Raw genomic sequence first — 20,376 nt, forward strand, 5'->3', positions numbered from 1 at the left:
CATGACGCTCAAAGAGCAGGAAAAGCGGGTTCAGGGTGCCTCCCTGGACGAGCGGTTCACCGGCGCGCTGGTGGGAGCCGCCGTCGGCGACGCGCTCGGCGGCCCCGTCGAGGGGTACTCCCCCGAGCAGATCGTCGAGCGCCACGGCGGCCGTGTCCACGGCGTCGTCGGCCCCTGGAACGGTGACGCCTGGCGCACCGCCCGTCCGATCGCCCCGTACCACAAGGGCGACGGCCACGTCACCGACGACACCCTCATGACGCACGCCCTGATCCGGGTGTACTCGCGGGTCCGGGACCATCTGGACGCCCACGCCGTCGCCGACCACCTGGTCCCGGACCTGATGATGCACCCGCGCTGGATCCCGGAGCTGGAGGCGGAGGCGCTCCTGCTGCAGCGGCTCTTCCTCGCGGAGAAGTGGCTGGTGGCCCGCATCCACTACGGCCACGTCGATCCGCGCGAGGCGGGCGTCGGCAACATCGTCAACTGTGGTGCCGCGATGTACATGGCCCCGGTCGGCCTGGTCAACGCGGCCCACCCGGCGGGCGCCTACGCCGAGGCGCTGGACGTCGCGGGAGCCCACCAGTCGTCGTACGGCCGGGAGGCGGCCGGCGTTCTCGCCGCGGCGGTGGCGGCGGCGTGCGCGCCGGGAGCGACAGCGGACTCGGTCGTCACCGCCTGTCTGTCCCTGGCGAAGGACGGCACGCGGACGGCGATCGAGCGGGTCTGCGAAGTGGCGTCCCGCCATACGGAGTTCGAGTCCGCGTTGCGCCCGCTGCGGGAGGCGGTGGCCCCGTACGACACCGTGGGTCCCGACTACCGCGCTCCGTCGCTGGGTGCCCGCCGTCCCTCAAGGCTGCACGCGATCGAGGAACTCCCGGTGGCGCTGGGCATGGTGGTGGTGGCCGGCGGCGACTTCCGGCACGCGGTGCTGGGCGCGGTGAACTACGGCCGGGACTGCGACTCCATCGCCACGATGGCCGGCGCCGTGACGGGCGCCCTCGGTTCGCCGGTTCCCGAGGACTGGGCGAAGACCGTGACGGAGGCCAGCCGTCTCGACCTCCTGGAACCCGCGGCCACGCTGACGGAGGTGGCCCGCGAGGTCTTCGCACGCGACGTGTCCCGACGCCGCGCGCACGAAAGGGCGTTCGCCGAGCTGGGAGGTCCGGAATGCTCCGACTGACCTGGGTCCAGCCGGAGGACCTGATCGGGCACGAACTGCGCCAGGCCGCCCAGGACGGCCGGTCTGCCACGGCCGTCGCCGCCGTCGCGGCCCGGTGGCGCGCGGCGGGCGGCCCCGAGGCCCCGCCCCGCGCGGGTGCCTCCCCGCGGCCGGCGTCCCGCTACCTCCGGCTGCTGGCCGGGGACCTCCTGGACGAACTCGCCGACCTGCCCAGCGGCCTCGCGGACGATGAACCGACGGACCTCTGCGCCATCAAGTCCCTCTGTCCCGAATGGCCTTCACCCGTCGACGCCGTTCCCCCCGCCTCCGACCGTCCTGACGCGGACCGTCCTGACGCGGACCGCCGCCGGACCGACCGTCCCGACACCGACCGCCTCGAAACCGAGCGTCTAGAAGCCGCCTGGCTCGGCCGTGCCGTCGGCTGCCTGCTCGGCAAGCCGGTGGAGAAGCTCCCCCTCGACGGCATCCGCCAACTCGCCCGGGCCACCGGGAACTGGCCTCTGAACGGTTACTTCACCGCCCTCGGAGTCCCCGGGGAATTGTCCGCGCGGTACCCCTGGAACCGTCGCTCGGCGGCCACCTCGCTCGCCGAGAACATCGACGGGATGCCCGAGGACGACGACCTCGACTACCCTCTCCTCAACCTGCTGTTGCTCCGGCGGTACGGCAAGGATTTCACCACCACGGACGTGGCCCGGCTCTGGCTGGACGAACTCCCGGCGGGCCGTGCCTTCACCGCCGAACGCGTCGCCTACCGCAACCTCCTCGACGGCGTGGAGCCTCCGCGCACCGCACGCCACCGCAACCCGTTCCGCGAGTGGATCGGCGCCTTGATCCGCGCCGACGTGCACGGCTGGACCAATCCCGGCGATCCGGCGGGCGCCGCCGAACAGGCCCACCGCGACGCCACCCTCACGCACACCGCGGGCGGTGTCCACGCCGCGATGTTCGGCGCCGCCGTCATCGCCACCGCCGCAGGCGCAGACGCAGACGCAGGTGGCGACCGCCCGGACGTCCACGCCTGCCTGCGCGCCGGCCTCACCGTCGTACCGCCCCGCTCCCGGCTCGCCCGCGCCGTGCGCGAGGCCGTCCGGCTGGCACACGAGCACCATGACTTCGCCATCGTCGTCGACCGGCTCCACGCCCTGCACGCCGGTACCCACTGGGTGCACGCCGTCCCCAATACCGCCCTGATCGCCGCCGCCCTCACCCACGCGGACGGCGACTTCGCCGGCGCCGTCTGCCGTACCGTGTCCGGCGGCTGGGACACGGACTCGAACGGCGCGACGGCCGGCGGCATCACCGCCCTGCTCGCCGGTTCCCCCGCCGCCCTCCCCGAGCGCTGGACGGCCCCGCTGAAGAACCGGCTGGCCACCTCCGTCGGCGACTTCAACGGCGTCGGCTTCGACACCCTGGCCCGTCTGACCCGTCTGGAGGCCTCCCGCCCATGACCCGGCCCGTCACGCCCACCGCACCCTCCCCCGGCCCCTCCGCTCTCCCGCCCCCGCCCCCTCTGACCGGCCTGCGGGTCCTGGACCTCGCCACCCTCTTCGCCGGGCCCCTCGCCGCGACGCTGCTCGGCGACTTCGGCGCGGAGGTCGTCAAGGTCGAACACCCGAGGAAGCCCGATCCCTCCCGCGGCCACGGCCCGTCGAAGAATGGCGTGGGGCTGTGGTGGAAGATGCTCGGCCGCAACAAACGGACCATCACCCTCGACCTGTCCACCCGCGGCGGCCGGGCCACCCTGCTGCGCCTCGCCAAGACCGCCGACGTGATCATCGAGAACTTCCGGCCCGGCACCCTGGAGAAGTGGGACCTGGGCTGGTCCGAACTGTCCGCCGCCAACCCCCGTCTCGTCCTGGCCCGGGTCACCGGCTTCGGCCAGTTCGGCCCGTACGCGCACCGGCCCGGCTTCGGCACACTCGCCGAGGCCATGAGCGGTTTCGCCGCCATCACCGGCGAGCCGGATGCGCCCCCGACGCTGCCGCCGTTCGGCCTGGCCGACTCCATCGCGGGCCTGACCACGGCGTACGCGGTGCTGACCGCGCTCGCCGGGCGGGAGAGCACCGGCGAGGGCCAGGTCGTCGACATGGCCCTCATCGAACCGATCCTCACCGCGCTCGGACCCCAGCCGACCTGGTACGACCAGCTCGGCCACGTCCAGCCGCGCACCGGCAACCGCTCCCAGAACAACGCCCCGCGCGGCACCTACCTCACCGCCGACGGCACCTGGGTCGCCGTCTCCACCTCGGCCCAGTCGGTCGCCGAGCGGGTGATGCGGCTGGTGGGGAGGCCCGAGCTGATCGACGAACCGTGGTTCGCCACCGGCGCCGGCCGCGCGGGGCACGCGGACGTCCTGGACGAGGCGGTGGGCGGCTGGATCGCCTGCCGCACCCGCAGCGACGTGCTCGCCGCCTTCGAGAAGGCCGAGGCCGCGGTGGCACCCGTCCAGGACGTACGGGACGTGATGACCGACCCGCAGTACCAGGCCCTGAACACGATCACCACGGTCGACGACCCCGAGCTGGGCCCGCTGCGCATGCAGAACGTTCTCTTCCGCCTCTCGCACACCCCCGGCGCGATCCGCTGGGCGGGCCGCCCACACGGCGCCGACACCCACGAGGTGCTGACCGAACTGGGCCTCACCCCGGCCGAGCTGACGGCCCTGCGCGCGGAAGGCGCGCTGTGACGGTGGCATCCCCGCTGACCTGGCTGTACGCACCGGGCGACCGGCCGCGGGTGGTGGCGAAGGCGCTCGTCTCCGGGGCCGACGTGGTGGTGATCGACCTGGAGGACGCCGTCGCCCCCGACCGCAAGGCGTACGCCCGAGCCGCCTGTGCCGAGCTGTTGTGCGACCCGCAGCCGGTCCCGGTCCACGTCCGCGTCAATGCCCTGACCGGCCCCTGGGGCGAGGCCGACCTCGCCGCCGTCGCCCCGGCCGGGGGCCTGGCGGGCCTGGCCGGTCTGCGGCTGCCCAAGGTGTCCTCGCCCGCCGACATCGTCCGGGTCGCGCGGCAGGCCGTGTCCGCCCACGGCGGCCCGCTCGGTCTGTACGCGCTGCTGGAGACGGCCCTCGGTATCGAGCGGGCGCACGACGTGGCCACCGCCCACCCGGCCCTGCGCGGTATCTCGATCGGCGAGGAGGACCTGCGAACCGACCTGGGCGTACGCGACGACGCGGGCCTCGACTGGTCCCGCTCCCGCGTGGTCGTCGCCGCGCGGGCGGCGGGTCTGGTCCCGCCCACCCAGTCCGTCCACCCGGACATCCGCGACCTGGACGGTCTCCGCGCCTCCTGCGCCCGTGGCCGTGCCCTGGGTTTCCTGGGCCGCGCCGCCATCCATCCGCGTCAACTGCCGGTCATCGAGCGCGCCTATCTGCCCACCCAGGAGGAGATCGAGAGGGCGGAGACGGTCGTCAAGGCGGCGGCCGGCGAGCAGGGCGCCCAGGCACTTCCCGACGGCCGCTTCGTCGACGCGGCGGTGGTGACGGCCGCCCAGCGGGTCCTGTCCCTGGCCCGCCGCACCTGAGGCCCCGCACACACACCCGTGGGGCGCCCGGAGTTCCCGGGCGCCCCACGGCGTCGTTCACGTACAACGGGCCGCCGGTCAGCGGCGGGCCGGCAGACCGTCAGCTCTTCTTCGCCGACCCGGCCTCGTCCTTGGCCCGTACGTCCTCGGAATCCGCAGCCCCGGAGTCCACGTCCCCGGAGTCCGCAGTCGCGGAATCCTCGTCCCCGGAATCCTCCTGGGCCTTATCCGCCTTGGCGTCCTCGGCCTTCGCGTCACCCGGATCGGTGGCGTCCTTGTCCGCCGCCGCGTCGTTCTCCTTCGGGCTCGCGTCGGCCTTCGACTCGGCGTCCGGCTTCTTCGGCCCGGCTGCTTTCTTCGTCTCCCGGGAGTCCGCCTTGCCGTCCCTGCCGTCCTTGCCCGCGGTCTCCGGCTCGGCCGGCTCGGTCTCGGAACCGCTCCCGGCATCGTCCGGGGTGTCGTCACCCCCGGCGGAACCGCCTGTCGCACCACCTGCCGCGCCACCGGCGGCAGCCGCGCCCGGTTCCACCACGGTCTCGCGTCCCGGGCGCAGCTTCGCCGACACCACGAAGTACACGACCGCGAGCACGAACACGATCATCGCGGTCCAGTTGTTCAGCCGCAGGCCCAGGATCTCGCGGGCCTCGTCGACGCGCATGTACTCGATCCAGAACCGGCCCGCGCAGTATGCGGCGACGTACAGCGCGAACGCCCGTCCGTGCCCGAGCTTGAAGCGGCGGTCCGCCCAGATGACCAGCAGGGCGACGCCCACGCACCACAAAAACTCGTACAGGAATGTCGGGTGGTAGTACCCCGGTACCCGGCCGCCCTCCGTGGACGTGATGTGCAGGGCCCACGGGAGGTCCGTCTCCCGCCCGTACAGTTCCTGGTTGAACCAGTTGCCCCAGCGTCCGATCGCCTGCGCCAGCACCAGACCGGGGGCCAGGGCATCGGCGTACGGCGGAAGGGCGATGCCCCGACGCCGGCAGCCGATCCAGGCACCCACAGCGCCCAGGGCGACGGCGCCCCAGATGCCGAGGCCGCCCTCCCAGATCTTGAAGGCGTCGACCCAGTTCCGGCCCTCACCGAAGTAGAGCTGGTAATCGGTGATCACGTGGTAGAGGCGACCGCCGACCAGACCGAACGGAACGGCCCAGAACGCGATGTCCCAGGCGGTTCCCTTCTGGCCGCCGCGCGCCACCCACCGGCGGTCGACGATCCAGAGGGCGACGAAGAGGCCGGCGAGGATACTGAAGGCATAGCCGCGGAGCGGAACGGGGCCGAGGTACAGCACCCCGCTCGACGGGCTGGGAATGTAGGCAAGTTCCATGGCAGGGTCGACGCTACCGCGCCGGACCGGTCCCACGGTGGGCGGCCCGGCTACGGGTCCATAACGGGAAGGCTCGCCCTCCTACCGCCGGTTGGCCTCCTCCACCATTTTCTTGAGCTTCGCCGGGGTCATCGTCCGGTCCTGGTAGATGTTCTTGTCGCCGAGCAGGACGGTCGGTGTGCCGGAGAAGCGGCCCTTCTGGAAGGCCTCGTCGGACTTCGCGACCCAGCTGTTGTGCGTGCCGTCCTTCACGCAGCTGCGGAAGGCTGGAGTGTCGAGGCCCTCGATCTTGCCGGCCAGTTCGATGAGCTTGGCGTTGTCGGCGAAGGCGTCGTCCGTCTCCGGGGGCTGGTTGTCGAACAGCACGTCGTGGTATTCGGCGAACTTGCCGGTGTCCTGGGCACAGGCGGCCGCGTTGGCGGAGTTGCGGGAGCCGGTGCCGCCCATGTTCCCGTCGATCAGCGTGACGAGGTGGTACTCGATCTTCAACTGGCCGGACTCGGTCAGCTCATGGAGGGTCGGCCGGTACGCCAGCTCGAAGGACTTGCAGGCGGGGCAGCGGAAGTCCTCCCACACGGTGAGGGTGGATTTGGCGCTCTCCTTGCCGACCGGGACGGCGAGGCCGTCCTTGCCGAGCGCCCCCGAGGGCGCCACCACCGGGCCCGCCTCCTTACTACTGCCTTCGTCCTTGCCCGCGTTGGCGGCGACGACGCCGATCACCGCCGCGAGCGCCAGGACACAGACCACGCTCGCACCCACGATCAGGGTGCGGCGCCGCCTGTCCGTCGCCTTCTGCTTCTCACGCTCGACCGCCAGCCGCTCACGGGCGGTGCGTTTTCCCTCACGGTTCTTCTCGCTCACACCCCGCAGAACGAACCGGGGAGGCGCAACGCGCCTCCCCGGCCCCAGATCCACCCGTACGAGGGACTCGTATGACCAGTTGCGGAGCGTCTGCCGATGACGGGGCGCCGGCGCTGCCGTCCCGGATCCGGGCCGTCCCGGATCCGGCCGCACCCGCCGTCACCGGCCCCGCACGCCGTCAGGATCCGCCGCGTACGCCCTCGGCCAGCTCGCCCGCGAGCGCCCGCACGGCCTGGAGGCCCGCGGCCGGGTCGGGGGCGTCCAGCAGCCGCTTGACGAAGGCCGATCCGACGATCACACCGTCGGCGAAGCGGGCGACCTCGGCGGCCTGGACGGCGTCGGAGACACCGATCCCGACGCACACCGGCAGATCGGCGCGGCTGGCCCGGGCCCGTGCCACGAGGTTCTCGGCCTGTGCGCCGACCGATTCGCGGGTACCGGTGACGCCCATGAGGGAGGCGGCGTAGACGAAACCGCTGCCCGCCGCGGTGATCTCGGCGAGCCGCTCGTCCTTGCTGCTGGGCGCGACGACGAAGACGGTGGCCAGACCGTGCTTGTCGGCGTGCTCCCGCCACAGCGCCGACTCCTGGACGGGCAGGTCGGGCAGGATGCAGCCGGCGCCGCCCGCCTCGGCGAGTTCGGCGGCGAACCGCTCGACGCCGTAGCGGTCGACGGGGTTCCAGTACGTCATGACGAGGATCGGCTTCCCGGTGGCCCGGTGGGCCTCCCGGACCGTGCGCAGCACGTCGGCGATCCGTACGCCACCGCGCAGGGCGATGTCGTCGGCGGTCTGGATGACGGGCCCGTCGAGGACGGGGTCGCTGTGCGGCAGGCCCACCTCCACGACGTCGGCACCGCCGTCGATGACGGCCTTCACGGCGTCGATGCCTCCGTCGACGGTCGGGAAACCGGCCGGGAGGTAGGCGATCAGCGCGGCGCGGCCCTCGGACTTCGCTGCGGCGAGGGTGTCGTTCAGCAGCTTCACGTTCCCGCTCACTTGGCGTCCCCCTCGATCTCGGCGGTGTCGGTGTCCGCGTCGGCGGCGACGGTCCTGTCGGTGTCGTACAGGCCGAAGTAGCGGGCGGCGGTGTCCATGTCCTTGTCGCCCCGGCCGGACAGGTTGACGACGATCAGTCCGTCCTTGCCCAGTTCCCTGCCGACCTCCAGGGCGCCGGCCAGCGCGTGGGCGCTCTCGATGGCCGGGATGATGCCCTCGGTGCGCGACAGCAGCCGCAGGGCCTGCATGGCGGCGTCGTCGGTGACCGCGCGGTACTCGCCGCGGCCGGAGTCCTTGAGGTAGGCGTGCTCGGGGCCGATGCCCGGGTAGTCGAGCCCTGCCGAGATGGAGTACGGCTCGGTGATCTGGCCCTCGTCGTCCTGGAGGACGTAGGAACGCGAGCCGTGCAGGATGCCGGGCTCGCCCACGGTGAGGGTGGCCGCGTGCTCGCCGCTGTCGATGCCGTGTCCGGCGGGTTCGCAGCCGACGAGGCGGACCGAGGCGTCCGGGATGAAGGCGTGGAAGAGGCCGATGGCGTTGGAGCCGCCGCCGACGCAGGCGATCGCGGCGTCGGGCAGCCGTCCGACCCGCTCCAGCAGCTGGCGGCGGGTCTCGACGCCGATGACGCGGTGGAAGTCGCGGACCATGCCGGGGAAGGGGTGGGGTCCGGCGACGGTGCCGAAGAGGTAGTGCGTGCGGTCGACGTTGGCGACCCAGTCGCGGAACGCCTCGTTGATGGCGTCCTTGAGGGTGCGGCTGCCGGACTTCACGGCGATGACCTCGGCGCCGAGCATGCGCATCCGGGCCACGTTGAGGGCCTGGCGCTCGGTGTCGACCTCGCCCATGTAGATGGTGCAGTCGAGGCCGAACAGGGCGCAGGCGGTGGCCGTGGCGACTCCGTGCTGGCCGGCGCCGGTCTCGGCGATGACACGGGTCTTGCCCATGCGCCGGGTGAGCAGGGCCTGGCCGAGCACGTTGTTGATCTTGTGGGAGCCGGTGTGGTTGAGGTCCTCGCGCTTGAGGAAGACCCGGGCACCGCCGGCGTGCTCGGCGAACCGGGGCACCTCGGTGAGGGCGCTCGGGCGGCCGGTGTAGTGGACCATCAGGTCGTCGAGTTCGCGGGCGAACTCGGGGTCGGCCTTGGCCTTGTCGTACTCGACGGCGACCTCGTCGACGGCGGCGACGAGCGCCTCCGGGATGAACTTGCCGCCGAACGCGCCGAAGTAGCCCTCGGTGCTGGGCACCCGGCCCTCGGGATCGGGGAAGAAGAACTGGCTGGGCATGCGGAAACCTCACGATGAGTGTGTGGACACGTTTCGCCGTGGGGGGCAGGGCTCGCCGGCCGGCTTCAGACCGTGTGCGGCTGGTTTCGCCGACGCGGCCGGGTGGCGCGCCGGTACTGCCCCGCGCCCCTTGTCAGGGGCGGTGCCATCGCAGTCCGTTGACCTGGCCGGGCTCGTCACCGATGTGGTAGCGCACCCTGCGGCCGAGCACGCGGCGCGCGGGGGCCCGGCAGCCGCGCGGGCGGCAGCCGCGGGCGAGGCGCGCGTACGGATCCCTGGCCATCAGGGTGATCGGGAGGGTCATCGGGCGTCAGCCGCGTCCGTGGCGCAGTGCCGGGTGCTCGCCGGCCGCCACCAGGTCGGCGACCGCGGTCTTCGGGTCGCGTCCGGTGACCAGGGACTCGCCGACCAGGACGGCGTCGGCGCCGGCGTTGGCGTAGGCGATGAGGTCGTGCGGGCCGCGGACACCGGACTCGGCGATCTTGACCAGGTGGTCCGGGATCTCGGGGGCGACGCGTTCGAAGGTGCCCCGGTCGACCTTGAGGGTCTTGAGGTTGCGCGCGTTGACCCCGATGACCTTGGCGCCGGCGTCGACCGCGCGCTCGACCTCGTCCTCGTCGTGCACCTCGACGAGCGGGGTGAGCCCGATGGAGACGGCGCGCTCGATCAGCGACTCCAGGGCCGGCTGTTCGAGGGCGGCGACGATGAGCAGCGCGAGGTCGGCGCCGTGCGCCCGCGCCTCCCAGAGCTGGTACGAGGTGACGATGAAGTCCTTGCGCAGGACGGGGATGTCCACCCGCGCGCGGACCGCCTCCAGGTCGGCGAGGGAGCCGCCGAAGCGTCGCTGTTCGGTGAGGACGGAGATGACGGCCGCGCCGCCCGCCTCGTAGTCGGCGGCGAGTCCGGCCGGATCGGCGATCGCGGCGAGCGCGCCCTTGGACGGGCTGGAGCGCTTGACCTCGCAGATCACCTTGACGCCTTCACCGCGCAGGGCGGCCGCGCCGTCCTTGGCCGCGGGAGCCTTCGCCACGCGCTCCTTGAGCTCGTCGAGGCCGACTCGTGCCTGGCGCTCCGCGAGGTCGGCACGGACTCCGTCGATGATCTCGTCGAGCACACTCACGCGAGGGGCCCCCTTCCAGACGGTCCGTCTTCAGTGCGTTCGTTTCCGTCCCTGGCGTTCTCCGTCCTCGCGGGCGGGTCGCCGGACGAAACCGGTGGTTACTGCGATGGTATCCGCAGCAGGGGGTATGCCTCACATCCGGTTGACGCCGGTCCCACTACCTGGACGTTCGCTCTTTGATCAAGGATGTAGCCGGCCACCGAACGGTAGGTTCCGGACAACCGTGAAGACCAGCACGAACGCTCCCAGTGACCACAGGAGTACCGGTCGGGGGTCGATCCGCAGGGGTTTTCCGCGCGCCGCGCGGACCACCCATACGGTCCAGAGGACGGCGAAGGCCGCGTAACCGAGGACGGCAGGCGCATTGGCCTGGAGAGCGGCCAGGAGATCGCCGTGGGCGACGGCGTGGGCGCTGCGCAGTCCGCCGCAGCCGGGGCAGTACAGGCCGGTGAGGCGCAGCAGCGGGCAGGCGGGGTAGTGGCCGGGCTCGTTGGGGTCCACCGCCCCGACGTAGACGAAGGCTCCGGCGACGGCGGCGAGCGTTCCTGCGGGGAGGACGAGTCGGGCGGCGATGCCGCGGGGCGCACTGTGGCTGACGGCGTTCACAGGGTGATTGTGCCCCGCGCTCACGCGTCAGGGGCGGTTCCGGCACCCGTGTGCCGGCCGCCCCTGTCCGGAGGGTTCCCGGTGATCAGTTTTCGGCGCGGGCCGGCTCACGGCCTGCGGCCGGCGGGTTGAGGGGGTGGAAGTGCGGCTTCTGGCCCATGCCCATCTTGCTCATGATTCCGCCGACGACACCGCCGAGCAGCACGATGCCCATGCCGACCCAGAAGCCCACCGGCGAGCTCACCACCATGAACATGCTCGCGACGCAGAAACCGATGAACGAGATGATGACACCGGTCCAGGCGGCCGGGGTGTGACCGTGGCTGCTGCCCGCCATTGCTTGCTCCTCAGTGCTGTGTACGTGTCTGAGCAGGACGCTCGGATCAATTGTCCCGCACACGCGCGCGTGCCGTGCTGCGGGGGTGCTCCTCCGCGCGGTGAACGCCCGTGGCCGGCTGCCCGGCGGAGGGGACGGCTGCCCGGCGGAGGGGACGGCTGCCCGGTGGTTCAGGCTCCGGTCGGGTCCTCGCCGCGGTCGAGGGCCTTCCACAGTTCCTCCGGCCGGTCGGGGTCGCCGGCGGCGGCCGTGCGGCGTGGCCGCGGGGCGCCGCCGCGCTCGTAGCGCCCGGACATCGCGGGCCACAGCCTGCCGTAGCGCAGGGCGAGCGCGCCGGCCAGCAGGAGCAGCAGGCCGCCCACGGCCGCGACGTAGGGCCAGGCGGTGTGGCTGAGGGCTTCCACGGTGGCCGACGTGTCGCCGGAGACCTCGGCGGCCTTGTCGTCGAGCGCGGAGCTGTCGGAGGCGCCGAGCAGGGTGGCCGCGACGGTGCCCGCCCCGGACAGGGCGAGCAGCGCGGCGACGGCGAACCGGCCGGTCCGGCGGACGGCGAAGACGGCGACGAGCGCGGCCAGGCCCACCACGGCGAGGGCGGCGGGGACGCCGGTGACGTCGCTGCCGTTCGCGGTCAGGGGGAAGGAGCCGCCGGCCACGGTCGCGGTGCCCTGGGACCACTGCTGTCGGGTGGCGAGCAGGGTTACGGCCGCGCCCAGGGCGCCGCACAGCAGGGCGACGGCGAGGCTGAGGCGGCCGGTCCGGGCGGAGCCGGCGGCCTCGGAACGGGGGTGAGGTACGGCAGTCACGTACTCCACTATCGCGTGAACCACGCGCGAACGGTCACCCGGGGCTCGTGCCGGTCGCATCTCACACGGCCCCGGAAGCGTCCCGCACGGTCCCGGGCGGGTGTCACACCGTGCGTGTCACCTCGCGCCCAGCCGGTTCGCCGTGTGGACGGCGCGCAGCACGGCGGCCGCCTTGTTGCGGCACTCGGTGTCTTCGGCGACCGGGTCGGAGTCGGCGACGATTCCGGCGCCCGCCTGGACGTATGCGGTGCCGTCGCGCAGCAGCGCGGTGCGGATGGCGATGGCGGTGTCGGAGTCACCGGCGAAGTCCAGGTAGCCCACGCAGCCGCCGTACAGTCCGCGCCGGGACGGCTCGAGTTCGTCGATGATCTGCATGGCACGGGGCTTGGGTGCGCCGGAGAGGGTGCCGGCCGGGAAGCAGGCGGTGAGCACGTCGAAGGCGGAGTGGCCGGGCGCGACCCGGCCGGTGACCGTCGAGACGATGTGCATGACGTGCGAGTACCGCTCGACGGACATGAAGTCGACGACCTCGACGGAGCCGGGCTCGCAGACCCGCCCGAGGTCGTTGCGGCCCAGGTCGACGAGCATGAGGTGCTCGGCGCGCTCCTTGGGGTCGGCGAGCAGTTCCTCGGCGAGGGCCTGGTCCCGCTGTGGGGTGGTGCCGCGCGGCCGGGTACCGGCGATGGGGTGGACCATCGCCTGTCCGTCGTCGACCTTCACGAGTGCTTCGGGGGACGAACCGACGACGTCGAAGTCCTCGAAGCGGAACAGGTACATGTAGGGCGACGGGTTGGTGGCCCGCAGCACCCGGTAGACGTCCAGGGCGCTCGCCGTGACCGGGGTCTCGAACCGCTGGGAGGGGACGACCTGGAAGGCCTCTCCCGCGCGGATGCGTTCCTTGATGTCCTCGACGGCGGCCCGGAAGTCGGGGCCGCCCCACAGGACGGTGTGCTCGGGGAGTTCGGAGGGCGGGAGGACGGCCGGGGGCTGGGCCACCGCGCGGGAGAGGTCGGCCTCCATGGCGTCCAGGCGGGCCACGGCGTCGGCGTGGGCCTCGTCGACGCCGGCCTCCAGGTCGTTGTGGTTGATCGCGTTGGCGATCAACCAGACGGAGCCCTCCCAGTGGTCCATCACGGCGAGGTCGCTGGTGAGCAGCATGGTCAGCTCGGGCAGGCGCAGATCGTCCCGCTCACCGGGGCCGATCTTCTCGAGCCGGCGCACGATGTCGTAGCCGAGGTAGCCGACCATGCCTCCGGTGAAGGGCGGCAGGCCGAGGTCGTGGGCGAGGTCGCGCGGGGTGTGCAGGGCCTCGAGTGTGGCGCGCAGCGTGGCGAGCGGGTCGCCGTCGGCGGGTACGCCGACGGGCGGGGTGCCCTGCCAGTGCGTCTGTCCGCCCTGCTCGGTGAGGGTGGCGGCGCTGCGGACGCCGACGAAGGAGTAGCGGGACCAGGACCGCCCGTTCTCCGCGGACTCGAGGAGGAAGGTGCCGGGGCGCTCCGCGGCGAGCTTGCGGTAGAGCGCGACCGGGGTGTCGCCGTCGGCGAGCAGTTTACGGGTGACCGGGATGACCCGGCGGTCGGTGGCGAGTTTGCGGAACGTCTCGAGGTCCATGGCGGCAGACCTTACTGACCGGAAGCGTGCGCGCCGCTTGCGGCTCGGTCCGCGGGGGTGTCCGTGAGCAGGACGTCGGCGTCGAAGCAGGTGCGGGCGCCGGTGTGGCAGGCGGCGCCGATCTGGTCGACCTTGACGAGGAGGGTGTCGGCGTCGCAGTCCAGGGCGACGGACTTCACATGCTGGACGTGCCCGGAGGTGTCCCCCTTGACCCAGTACTCCTGACGGCTGCGCGACCAGTAGGTGCAGCGGCCGGTGGTCAGGGTGCGATGCAGCGCCTCGTCGTCCATCCAGCCCAGCATCAGCACCTCGTGGGTGTCGTGCTGCTGGGCGATGGCGGGCAGGAGGCCGTCGGGGCTGTGCTTGAGCCGCGCGGCGATCTCCGGGTCGAGTCGGCCGGGCCGGGACGTGCTGCTGGTCATGGAACCCATTGTGCCGTGCGGGAGGGCGGCTCCCGGGCCGCGTCCACGGGTTGGAAGGGTCGTCAGCTGCTTGCCGGGGAGCGTGCACCAGGGCGGTGTAACTCGATCGTGTGAGGGTCGGCTTCCGGGCTTGCGGTGCCGCGGGCCGTCCGGGTTAGCGTGATCGTGCGATCTGGACGCCGGGTACGGCGCCGGTGAGCGGGGCCCCTGCTCCATCGGAGTGATGGTTCAGGGCCTCCCCGTCGCCTCCGGCCGTACCCGTGTGGCCGGATCGCGCAGGAAACCGGCCTCCCGGGCCCGGACCACGCACAGGATGCGTGTCACCGCCCCGGGGTCGAGTACGCCGGAGACCTGGGGGCACCTCCCACGCCCTTGAGGCAGTGGGGGAGCGCCCAGGACCGTTCGGGGCGTGCGGGCCCGGGCAGACTCACCCCTGCTCAGTCCAGAGGAACGGTGCGAGGACGAGAGGCGGGGCGGCGTGAAAGCGCCTCGTTGGGGGGTGGTGGTCGGGTGACGGGTGGGCGGACCGGGCGGGTCACCGTAGGCTGGCTGCATGTCGACCCATGCCAAGCGTGAACGACTTCTCCTGGCCGACCTGCTGGAGACCGCGGGCCCTGAGGCTCCCACTCTGTGCGAGGGCTGGCGCACCCGCGACCTCGCCGCCCATGTGGTGGTGCGCGAGCGCCGTCCGGATGCTGCCGGCGGGATGGTGGTCAAGCAGCTCGCACAGCGTCTGGAGCGGGTGATGGCGGAGTTCACCGCCAAGCCGTACGAGGAGCTGATCCAGCTGATCCGTACCGGGCCGCCGCGCTTCTCGCCCTTCAACCTCAAGCAGATCGACGAGTTGTCGAACGTCGTCGAGTTCTACGTCCACGCGGAGGACGTGCGCCGCGCGCAGTCCGACTGGACGCCGCGTGAACTCGACCCGGTGTTCCAGGACACCCTGTGGTCACGGCTCGAGTCCACCGCCCGGATGATGGGCCGCGGTGCCGCCACGGGCCTGGTGCTGCGCCGCCCGGACGGCCGGACGGTGGTGGCCCGCCGCGGCGCGCCGGTGGTCACGGTGACCGGCGAGGCGTCGGAGCTGCTGCTGTTCCTCTACGGGCGGCGTGAGGTGGCCAAGGTCGATCTGGAGGGCGACGCGGACGCGATCGAGAAACTGAACGCGTCCAAGCAGCTCGGTATCTGAATCCGAACGATCTCGGGGACCGTCCAAGTACGGTCATGGGTACCGGGGCCGGTCACCGGCCCCGGAAAGACTGCAAGATCGGAAAAAGAATCTCCATGATCAAGGTCGCCATGACCAGCGTGTACGTCGACGACGTGGCGAAGGCGCACGCTTTCTACACCGGTGTCCTCGGCTTCGAGACCCGCACCCGGACGGATCTGGGCGGTGGCACCCTGTTCGTCACGGTCGGGGCGGGCGAGGGGGCGCAGCGGGATCTGGAGCTGCTGCTGGAGCCGGGGCAGGGTCCCATCGCGGAACCGTACCGCAGGGCGGTGCGCGAGGCGGGGCTGCCCGCCATCGTGTTCTCGGTGACGGACCTCCGCGCGGAGTACGAGCGGCTGCGCGGCGAGGGCGTGAACTTCGTCCAGGAGCCGCAGGATCAGGGCCCGGTGCTCACTGCCGTCCTGGACGACACGGTCGGCAATCTGGTCCAGCTCACCCAGCCGAAGGACTGAGCGAGCCGGCCGGGCCCCGTACGCCGGCCGGGCACGACGGCCGGGCCGGCGCACGGTGGGCTTCACCGCACCGGGTGGCCCGCTTCTCGCAGGGTCTGCTTGACCTGGCCGATGCGCAGGTCCCCGAAGTGGAAGACCGATGCGGCGAGGACCGCGTCGGCGCCGGCGGCGACCGCGGGCGGGAAGTCGGCGAGCCGGCCCGCGCCGCCCGAGGCGATCACCGGGACGGTGACGTGCTTGCGGACGGCGGCGATCATGTCCAGGTCGTAGCCGTCCTTGGTGCCGTCCGCGTCCATGGAGTTGAGCAGGATCTCGCCCGCGCCCAGTTCTGCGGCCCGGTGGGCCCACTCGACGGCGTCGATGCCGGTGCCCCGGCGGCCGCCGTGCGTGGTGACCTCGAAGGATTCGCCGGACTCGGTGCGACGGGCGTCGACCGACAGGACGAGTACCTGGCGGCCGAAGCGCTCGGCGATCTCCCGGATGAGGTCCGGGCGGGCGATCGCGGCGGTGTTGACGCCGACCTTGTCGGCGCCCGCCCGCAGCAGTTTGTCCACGTCCTCGGTGGTGCGGACGCCGCCGCCCACGGTCAGGGGGATGAACACCTGTTCGGCGGTGCGGCGCACCACGTCGTAGGTCGTCTCGCGGTTGCCCGACGAGGCGGTGATGTCCAGGAACGTCAGCTCGTCGGCGCCCTCGGTGTCGTACACCTTGGCCATCTCGACGGGGTCGCCCGCGTCACGCAGGTTCTGGAAGTTGACGCCCTTGACGACCCGGCCGTTGTCCACGTCCAGGCAGGGGATGACTCGGACCGCCAGGGTCATGAATCGTGCTCCTCTAGTGTCTGTTCGGTGTCCGCTGATTGATCTCGGTGTCCGCTGGCCGGTCCCGGTGGCCGGTCCCGGTGGCCGCCGACGGCCTCAGTACCGGCCGGCCGGCCCGGTGGCGCCGAATGCCTCGACTTCCACCGCCACCAGTACGCGCGAGTCCATGAAGCCCTCCACCACCAGGAGGGTCGTGACCGGGCGTACCGTCTCGAACAGCTCTCTGTGGGCGCGACCCGCCGCGTCGATGTCCCGCGAGTGCGCGAGGTAGACGCGCGTGCGGATCACGGAGTCGACTCCGAGCCCGAACTCGGCGATCGCCTCCAGGGCGCTGCCGAAGGCGGCCTTCGCCTGTTCGTACGGGTCGCCCTCCCCGTACAGGACGTCGCCCTTGAACGCGGTCGTGCCGGCCACCAGGACGCGGTCGCCCGCCGCCACGGCGCGTGCGGACCCGAAGGACTCCTCCCAGGGGCTGTCGCCCCGCACGCGCCGTACGGCTTCGGAGGTCATCGCACTGTGTCCTTTTTCAAGATGTAGCTTCCAGGGCCTCTTCCAGAGTGAACGCCTTCGCGTACAGGGCCTTCCCGACGATGGAGCCCTCGACGCCGAGCGGGACGAGCTCGGCGATGGCCCGCAGGTCGTCGAGCGACGACACGCCGCCGGAGGCGACCACGGGGCGGTCGGTGGCGGCGCAGACGTTCTTCAGCAGCTCCAGGTTGGGGCCCTGGAGGGTGCCGTCCTTGGCGATGTCGGTGACGACGTACCGTGCGCAGCCCTCCTTGTCGAGGCGCGCGAGCGTCTCGTAGAGGTCGCCGCCGTCGCGGGTCCAGCCGCGGCCGCGGAGGGTGGTGCCGCGGACGTCGAGTCCGACCGCGATCTTGTCGCCGTGCTCGGTGATGACCTTGGCGACCCATTGGGGGGTCTCCAGGGCGGCCGTGCCGAGGTTGACGCGCGTGCAGCCGGTGGCCAGGGCCGCGGCGAGCGTGTCGTCGTCACGGATGCCGCCGGACAGCTCCACCTTGATGTCCATGGCGCCTGCGACCTCGGCGATCAGCGCGCGGTTGTCACCGGTGCCGAACGCGGCGTCCAGATCGACCAGGTGCAGCCACTCGGCGCCCGAGCGCTGCCAGGCGAGCGCGGCTTCCAGCGGGGAGCCGTAGGAGGTCTCGGTGCCGGACTCACCGTGCACCAGGCGGACGGCCTGGCCGTCGCGGACGTCGACGGCGGGGAGGAGTTCGAGCTTGGCCATGTCGCTACAGGGTTCCGATCCAGTTGGTGAGGAGCTGGGCTCCGGCGTCGCCGGACTTCTCGGGGTGGAACTGCGTCGCCCACAGGGGGCCGTTCTCCACGGCGGCGACGAACGGCTTGCCGTGGGTGGACCAGGTGACCTTGGGTGCCCGCATCACCGGGTTGTCCACCTGGAGGGACCAGTCGTGGACGGCGTAGGAGTGCACGAAGTAGAAGCGGGCGTCCGCGTCCAGGCCGGCGAAGAGTTCGGTGCCGGTCGCCGTGTCCACGGTGTTCCAGCCCATGTGGGGCACGATGTCGGCCTGCAGTGGCTCCACCGAGCCGGGCCATTCGTCCATGCCCTCGGTCTCGACGCCGTGCTCGACGCCGCGGGCGAACAGGATCTGCATGCCGACGCAGATACCCATGACGGGCCGGCCGCCGGACAGCCGGCGGTCGATGATCCAGTCCCCGCGCGCCTCCCTGAGGCCCTTCATGCAGGCCGCGAAGGCGCCGACGCCGGGGACCAGCAGCCCGTCGGCGTTCATGGCGGTGTCGAAGTCGCGGGTTATCTCCACGTCGGCGCCCGCGCGGGCGAGGGCGCGCTCGGCGGAGCGGACGTTGCCGAAGCCGTAGTCGAAGACCACGACCCGCTTGGTGGTGCTCACGGTCACACCTCCAGCCGGAGGACACCCGCGGCCAGGCACATCGCGGCGCCGATGGCGAGCACCGCGATCACCCCCCTGGGCAGCTTCTGCTTGCTGAACGAGACGACGCCGCCGACGAGGAACAGACCGACGACGATCAGCACGGTGGACAGGCCGTTCATGCCTACAGGGCGCCCTTCGTGGAGGGCAGGATGCCCGCCGCGCGGGGGTCGCGCTCGGACGCGTACCGCAGGGCCCGGGCCAGCGCCTTGAACTGGCACTCGACGATGTGGTGCGCGTTGCGCCCGTACGGCACGTGCACGTGCAGCGCGACCTGGGCCTGGGCGACGAAGGACTCCAGGATGTGCCGGGTCATCGTGGTGTCGTACTCGCCGATCATCGGCGCCATCTTCTCGGGCTCGGTGTGCACGAGGTAGGGGCGGCCGGACAGGTCGACGGTGACCTGGGCGAGGGACTCGTCCAGCGGGACCGTGCAGTTGCCGAAGCGGTAGATGCCCACCTTGTCGCCGAGGGCCTGCTTGAAGGCGGCGCCGAGGGCGAGGGCGGTGTCCTCGATGGTGTGGTGGGAGTCGATGTGCAGGTCGCCCTCGGTCTTCACCGTCAGGTCGAACAGACCGTGCCGGCCGATCTGGTCGAGCATGTGGTCGTAGAAGCCGACCCCGGTGGAGATCTCCGTCTTGCCGGTGCCGTCGAGGTCGATCTCGACGAGAACCGATGTCTCCTTCGTCGTCCGCTGGACGCGTCCTACGCGGCTCATGCGCTCTGCTCCTTCGGGGGTGTGGGGGTGGCCCCCACGTAGCTGACCAGTTCACCGACCGCGTCGAGGAACGCGTCGTTCTCGGCCGGGGTGCCCGCGGAGACCCGCAGCCATCCCGGTACGCCGTTGTCCCGCACCAGGACGCCCTGGTCGAGGATCTTCTGCCAGACCACGTGGGAGTCCGCGAACGTGCCGAACTGGACGAAGTTCGCGTCGGACTCGGTGACGTCGTAGCCGAGGGCGCGCAGTTCGGTGACCAGCCGGTCCCGTTCCCGCTTCAGCTGTTCGACGTACTTCAGCAGCGTGTCCGTGTGTTCCAGGGCGGCCAGCGCGGTCGCCTGGGTGATGGCGGACAGGTGGTAGGGCAGGCGGACGAGCTGCACTGCGTCCACGACGGCCGGATGTGCGGCGAGGTAGCCGAGGCGCAGTCCTGCCGCGCCGAACGCCTTCGACATGGTGCGGGAGACGACGAGGTTCGGGCGGCCCTCGATCAGCGGCAGCAGGGAGTCGCCGTGGCTGAACTCGATGTACGCCTCGTCCACGACCACCATCGACGGCCCGGCCGCCTGCGCGGCCTCGTACAGGGCGAGAACGGTCTCGGCGGGGACCGCGGTGCCGGTGGGGTTGTTGGGGGTGGTGACGAAGACGACGTCCGGGCGGTGCTCGGCGATCGCCTTCTCGGCGGCGGGCAGGTCGATGGCGAAGTCCTCGCCCCGGGGGCCGGAGACCCAGCCGGTGCCGGTGCCGCGCGCGATGAGTCCGTGCATCGAGTACGACGGCTCGAAGCCGATGGCCGTGCGGCCGGGCCCGCCGAAGGTCTGCAGCAGTTGCTGGATGACCTCGTTGGAGCCGTTGGCGGCCCAGACGTTCTCGAGGCCGACGGGGTGGCCGCCGGTCTTCGTCAGGTACGCGGCCAGCCGGGTGCGCAACTCGACCGCGTCCCGGTCGGGGTAGCGGTTGAGGTGGCGGGCGGCCTGGCGGACCCGCTCGGCGATCCGCTCGACCAGTGGTTCGGGCAGCGGGTAGGGGTTCTCGTTGGTGTTCAGCCGTACGGGGACGTCCAGCTGGGGCGCGCCGTAGGGGGACTTGCCGCGCAGCTCGTCGCGTACGGGGAGGTCGTCGATGGTGACGTTCACGGG

General features: G+C 72.0%; 24 protein-coding genes. 6 read left to right on the forward strand and 18 right to left on the reverse strand.

Annotated features, from left to right (window positions below; genetic code table 11):
* Nucleotide 1: 1 nt before the first annotated feature.
* The 4 genes from ACFYQA_RS15320 to ACFYQA_RS15335 are packed head-to-tail and all read left to right on the forward strand — an operon-like array spanning nucleotide 2 to nucleotide 4,711.
* Nucleotides 2-1,183, forward strand: a complete 1,182-nt coding sequence (locus ACFYQA_RS15320; protein ID WP_388916895.1) for an ADP-ribosylglycohydrolase family protein — start codon at nucleotides 2-4, stop codon at nucleotides 1,181-1,183.
* Complete coding sequence (locus tag ACFYQA_RS15325; protein WP_388916897.1) at nucleotides 1,171-2,634, forward strand: ADP-ribosylglycohydrolase family protein; 1,464 nt, start codon at nucleotides 1,171-1,173, stop codon at nucleotides 2,632-2,634. The genes ACFYQA_RS15320 and ACFYQA_RS15325 overlap by 13 nt, the downstream gene beginning before the upstream one ends.
* On the forward strand, nucleotides 2,631-3,872 hold the full coding sequence (locus ACFYQA_RS15330; RefSeq protein ID WP_388916900.1) for a CaiB/BaiF CoA transferase family protein: 1,242 nt from the start codon (nucleotides 2,631-2,633) through the stop codon (nucleotides 3,870-3,872). The genes ACFYQA_RS15325 and ACFYQA_RS15330 overlap by 4 nt, the downstream gene beginning before the upstream one ends.
* Nucleotides 3,869-4,711 (forward strand): HpcH/HpaI aldolase/citrate lyase family protein, encoded by an 843-nt coding sequence (locus ACFYQA_RS15335; protein WP_388916903.1) that lies wholly within the window; start codon nucleotides 3,869-3,871, stop codon nucleotides 4,709-4,711. Before ACFYQA_RS15330 ends, ACFYQA_RS15335 begins: the two co-directional genes overlap by 4 nt.
* 100 nt (nucleotides 4,712-4,811) lie before the next feature.
* Here ACFYQA_RS15335 and lgt read toward each other — a convergent pair whose 3' ends face one another.
* The 11 genes from lgt to hisI all read right to left on the reverse strand — a co-directional run bounded on the left by lgt (nucleotide 4,812) and on the right by hisI (nucleotide 14,081).
* Entirely contained in the window at nucleotides 4,812-6,041 is a 1,230-nt protein-coding gene (gene lgt / locus ACFYQA_RS15340) for a prolipoprotein diacylglyceryl transferase (protein ID WP_388916906.1), read from the reverse strand.
* A gap of 81 nt (nucleotides 6,042-6,122) precedes the next feature.
* A complete protein-coding gene (locus ACFYQA_RS15345; RefSeq protein ID WP_388916909.1) occupies nucleotides 6,123-6,902 on the reverse strand; it encodes a DsbA family protein in 780 nt (259 codons plus the stop codon).
* 178 nt (nucleotides 6,903-7,080) lie between these two features.
* The gene (gene trpA, locus ACFYQA_RS15350) at nucleotides 7,081-7,899 is read right to left on the reverse strand and encodes a tryptophan synthase subunit alpha (protein WP_388916912.1); all 819 of its coding nucleotides are present in this window, start codon (nucleotides 7,897-7,899) and stop codon (nucleotides 7,081-7,083) included.
* On the reverse strand, nucleotides 7,896-9,182 hold the full coding sequence (gene trpB / locus ACFYQA_RS15355) for a tryptophan synthase subunit beta (protein ID WP_388916915.1): 1,287 nt from the start codon (nucleotides 9,180-9,182) through the stop codon (nucleotides 7,896-7,898). The genes trpA and trpB overlap by 4 nt, the downstream gene beginning before the upstream one ends.
* 133 nt (nucleotides 9,183-9,315) lie before the next feature.
* Complete coding sequence (gene trpM, locus ACFYQA_RS15360; RefSeq protein WP_388916918.1) at nucleotides 9,316-9,486, reverse strand: tryptophan biosynthesis modulator TrpM; 171 nt, start codon at nucleotides 9,484-9,486, stop codon at nucleotides 9,316-9,318.
* A gap of 6 nt (nucleotides 9,487-9,492) precedes the next feature.
* Nucleotides 9,493-10,302: an indole-3-glycerol phosphate synthase TrpC gene (gene trpC, locus ACFYQA_RS15365; protein WP_386405660.1), complete on the reverse strand. Its 810-nt coding sequence runs from the start codon at nucleotides 10,300-10,302 to the stop codon at nucleotides 9,493-9,495.
* Nucleotides 10,303-10,482: 180 nt separating this feature from the next.
* Nucleotides 10,483-10,908 carry a DUF2752 domain-containing protein gene (locus ACFYQA_RS15370; RefSeq protein WP_388916921.1) on the reverse strand — a complete coding sequence of 142 codons (426 nt, stop codon included), beginning with the start codon at nucleotides 10,906-10,908 and terminating at the stop codon, nucleotides 10,483-10,485.
* Nucleotides 10,909-10,993: 85 nt separating this feature from the next.
* Nucleotides 10,994-11,245, reverse strand: coding sequence for an HGxxPAAW family protein (locus tag ACFYQA_RS15375; protein WP_388916924.1), 252 nt, complete (start codon nucleotides 11,243-11,245; stop codon nucleotides 10,994-10,996).
* 170 nt (nucleotides 11,246-11,415) lie between these two features.
* On the reverse strand, nucleotides 11,416-12,057 hold the full coding sequence (locus ACFYQA_RS15380; RefSeq protein ID WP_388917240.1) for a TIGR02234 family membrane protein: 642 nt from the start codon (nucleotides 12,055-12,057) through the stop codon (nucleotides 11,416-11,418).
* Nucleotides 12,058-12,165: 108 nt separating this feature from the next.
* A complete protein-coding gene (locus ACFYQA_RS15385) occupies nucleotides 12,166-13,659 on the reverse strand; it encodes an anthranilate synthase component I (protein ID WP_388916927.1) in 1,494 nt (497 codons plus the stop codon).
* 11 nt (nucleotides 13,660-13,670) lie between these two features.
* On the reverse strand, nucleotides 13,671-14,081 hold the full coding sequence (gene hisI, locus ACFYQA_RS15390) for a phosphoribosyl-AMP cyclohydrolase (protein ID WP_388916930.1): 411 nt from the start codon (nucleotides 14,079-14,081) through the stop codon (nucleotides 13,671-13,673).
* Between the two features lie 553 nt (nucleotides 14,082-14,634).
* Here hisI and ACFYQA_RS15395 point away from each other — a divergent pair.
* Entirely contained in the window at nucleotides 14,635-15,270 is a 636-nt protein-coding gene (locus tag ACFYQA_RS15395; RefSeq protein WP_388916933.1) for a TIGR03085 family metal-binding protein, read from the forward strand.
* Nucleotides 15,271-15,365: 95 nt separating this feature from the next.
* Entirely contained in the window at nucleotides 15,366-15,764 is a 399-nt protein-coding gene (locus ACFYQA_RS15400; RefSeq protein ID WP_388916936.1) for a VOC family protein, read from the forward strand.
* Between the two features lie 62 nt (nucleotides 15,765-15,826).
* Here ACFYQA_RS15400 and hisF read toward each other — a convergent pair whose 3' ends face one another.
* From hisF to ACFYQA_RS15435, 7 genes are all read right to left on the reverse strand, one after another.
* Nucleotides 15,827-16,585 carry an imidazole glycerol phosphate synthase subunit HisF gene (hisF, locus tag ACFYQA_RS15405; protein WP_388916939.1) on the reverse strand — a complete coding sequence of 253 codons (759 nt, stop codon included), beginning with the start codon at nucleotides 16,583-16,585 and terminating at the stop codon, nucleotides 15,827-15,829.
* A gap of 96 nt (nucleotides 16,586-16,681) precedes the next feature.
* Nucleotides 16,682-17,095: a Rid family hydrolase gene (locus tag ACFYQA_RS15410; protein ID WP_388916942.1), complete on the reverse strand. Its 414-nt coding sequence runs from the start codon at nucleotides 17,093-17,095 to the stop codon at nucleotides 16,682-16,684.
* 16 nt (nucleotides 17,096-17,111) lie between these two features.
* Nucleotides 17,112-17,834, reverse strand: a complete 723-nt coding sequence (gene priA / locus ACFYQA_RS15415) for a bifunctional 1-(5-phosphoribosyl)-5-((5-phosphoribosylamino)methylideneamino)imidazole-4-carboxamide isomerase/phosphoribosylanthranilate isomerase PriA (RefSeq protein WP_388916945.1) — start codon at nucleotides 17,832-17,834, stop codon at nucleotides 17,112-17,114.
* A 4-nt stretch (nucleotides 17,835-17,838) separates the two neighbouring features.
* On the reverse strand, nucleotides 17,839-18,480 hold the full coding sequence (gene hisH, locus ACFYQA_RS15420) for an imidazole glycerol phosphate synthase subunit HisH (RefSeq protein WP_388916947.1): 642 nt from the start codon (nucleotides 18,478-18,480) through the stop codon (nucleotides 17,839-17,841).
* Between the two features lie 2 nt (nucleotides 18,481-18,482).
* Nucleotides 18,483-18,641, reverse strand: a complete 159-nt coding sequence (locus tag ACFYQA_RS15425; protein ID WP_388916950.1) for a hypothetical protein — start codon at nucleotides 18,639-18,641, stop codon at nucleotides 18,483-18,485.
* Between the two features lie 2 nt (nucleotides 18,642-18,643).
* Complete coding sequence (hisB, locus tag ACFYQA_RS15430; RefSeq protein ID WP_055571490.1) at nucleotides 18,644-19,237, reverse strand: imidazoleglycerol-phosphate dehydratase HisB; 594 nt, start codon at nucleotides 19,235-19,237, stop codon at nucleotides 18,644-18,646.
* Nucleotides 19,234-20,373, reverse strand: a complete 1,140-nt coding sequence (locus ACFYQA_RS15435; protein ID WP_388917243.1) for a histidinol-phosphate transaminase — start codon at nucleotides 20,371-20,373, stop codon at nucleotides 19,234-19,236. The genes hisB and ACFYQA_RS15435 overlap by 4 nt, the downstream gene beginning before the upstream one ends.
* Nucleotides 20,374-20,376 lie beyond the last annotated feature (3 nt).

This window comes from Streptomyces sp. NPDC005774, from assembly GCF_042871645.1.
Taxonomy (GTDB): Bacteria; Actinomycetota; Actinomycetes; order Streptomycetales; family Streptomycetaceae; genus Streptomyces; species Streptomyces pratens.

Bases quoted from the DNA above. Each gene is read 5' to 3' on its own strand.
- lgt (WP_388916906.1), bottom strand. From the start codon at position 6,041: ATGGAACTTGCCTACATTCCCAGCCCGTCGAGCGGGGTGCTGTACCTC.
- trpM (WP_388916918.1), bottom strand. From the start codon at position 9,486: ATGACCCTCCCGATCACCCTGATGGCCAGGGATCCGTACGCGCGCCTC.
- ACFYQA_RS15400 (WP_388916936.1), top strand. From the start codon at position 15,366: ATGATCAAGGTCGCCATGACCAGCGTGTACGTCGACGACGTGGCGAAG.
- ACFYQA_RS15410 (WP_388916942.1), bottom strand. From the start codon at position 17,095: ATGACCTCCGAAGCCGTACGGCGCGTGCGGGGCGACAGCCCCTGGGAG.
- trpB (WP_388916915.1), bottom strand. From the start codon at position 9,182: ATGCCCAGCCAGTTCTTCTTCCCCGATCCCGAGGGCCGGGTGCCCAGC.
- ACFYQA_RS15320 (WP_388916895.1), top strand. From the start codon at position 2: ATGACGCTCAAAGAGCAGGAAAAGCGGGTTCAGGGTGCCTCCCTGGAC.
- priA (WP_388916945.1), bottom strand. From the start codon at position 17,834: ATGGCCAAGCTCGAACTCCTCCCCGCCGTCGACGTCCGCGACGGCCAG.
- ACFYQA_RS15385 (WP_388916927.1), bottom strand. From the start codon at position 13,659: ATGGACCTCGAGACGTTCCGCAAACTCGCCACCGACCGCCGGGTCATC.
- ACFYQA_RS15325 (WP_388916897.1), top strand. From the start codon at position 1,171: ATGCTCCGACTGACCTGGGTCCAGCCGGAGGACCTGATCGGGCACGAA.
- ACFYQA_RS15330 (WP_388916900.1), top strand. From the start codon at position 2,631: ATGACCCGGCCCGTCACGCCCACCGCACCCTCCCCCGGCCCCTCCGCT.
- ACFYQA_RS15425 (WP_388916950.1), bottom strand. From the start codon at position 18,641: ATGAACGGCCTGTCCACCGTGCTGATCGTCGTCGGTCTGTTCCTCGTC.
- hisI (WP_388916930.1), bottom strand. From the start codon at position 14,081: ATGACCAGCAGCACGTCCCGGCCCGGCCGACTCGACCCGGAGATCGCC.
- ACFYQA_RS15395 (WP_388916933.1), top strand. From the start codon at position 14,635: ATGTCGACCCATGCCAAGCGTGAACGACTTCTCCTGGCCGACCTGCTG.
- ACFYQA_RS15375 (WP_388916924.1), bottom strand. From the start codon at position 11,245: ATGGCGGGCAGCAGCCACGGTCACACCCCGGCCGCCTGGACCGGTGTC.
- hisB (WP_055571490.1), bottom strand. From the start codon at position 19,237: ATGAGCCGCGTAGGACGCGTCCAGCGGACGACGAAGGAGACATCGGTT.
- hisF (WP_388916939.1), bottom strand. From the start codon at position 16,585: ATGACCCTGGCGGTCCGAGTCATCCCCTGCCTGGACGTGGACAACGGC.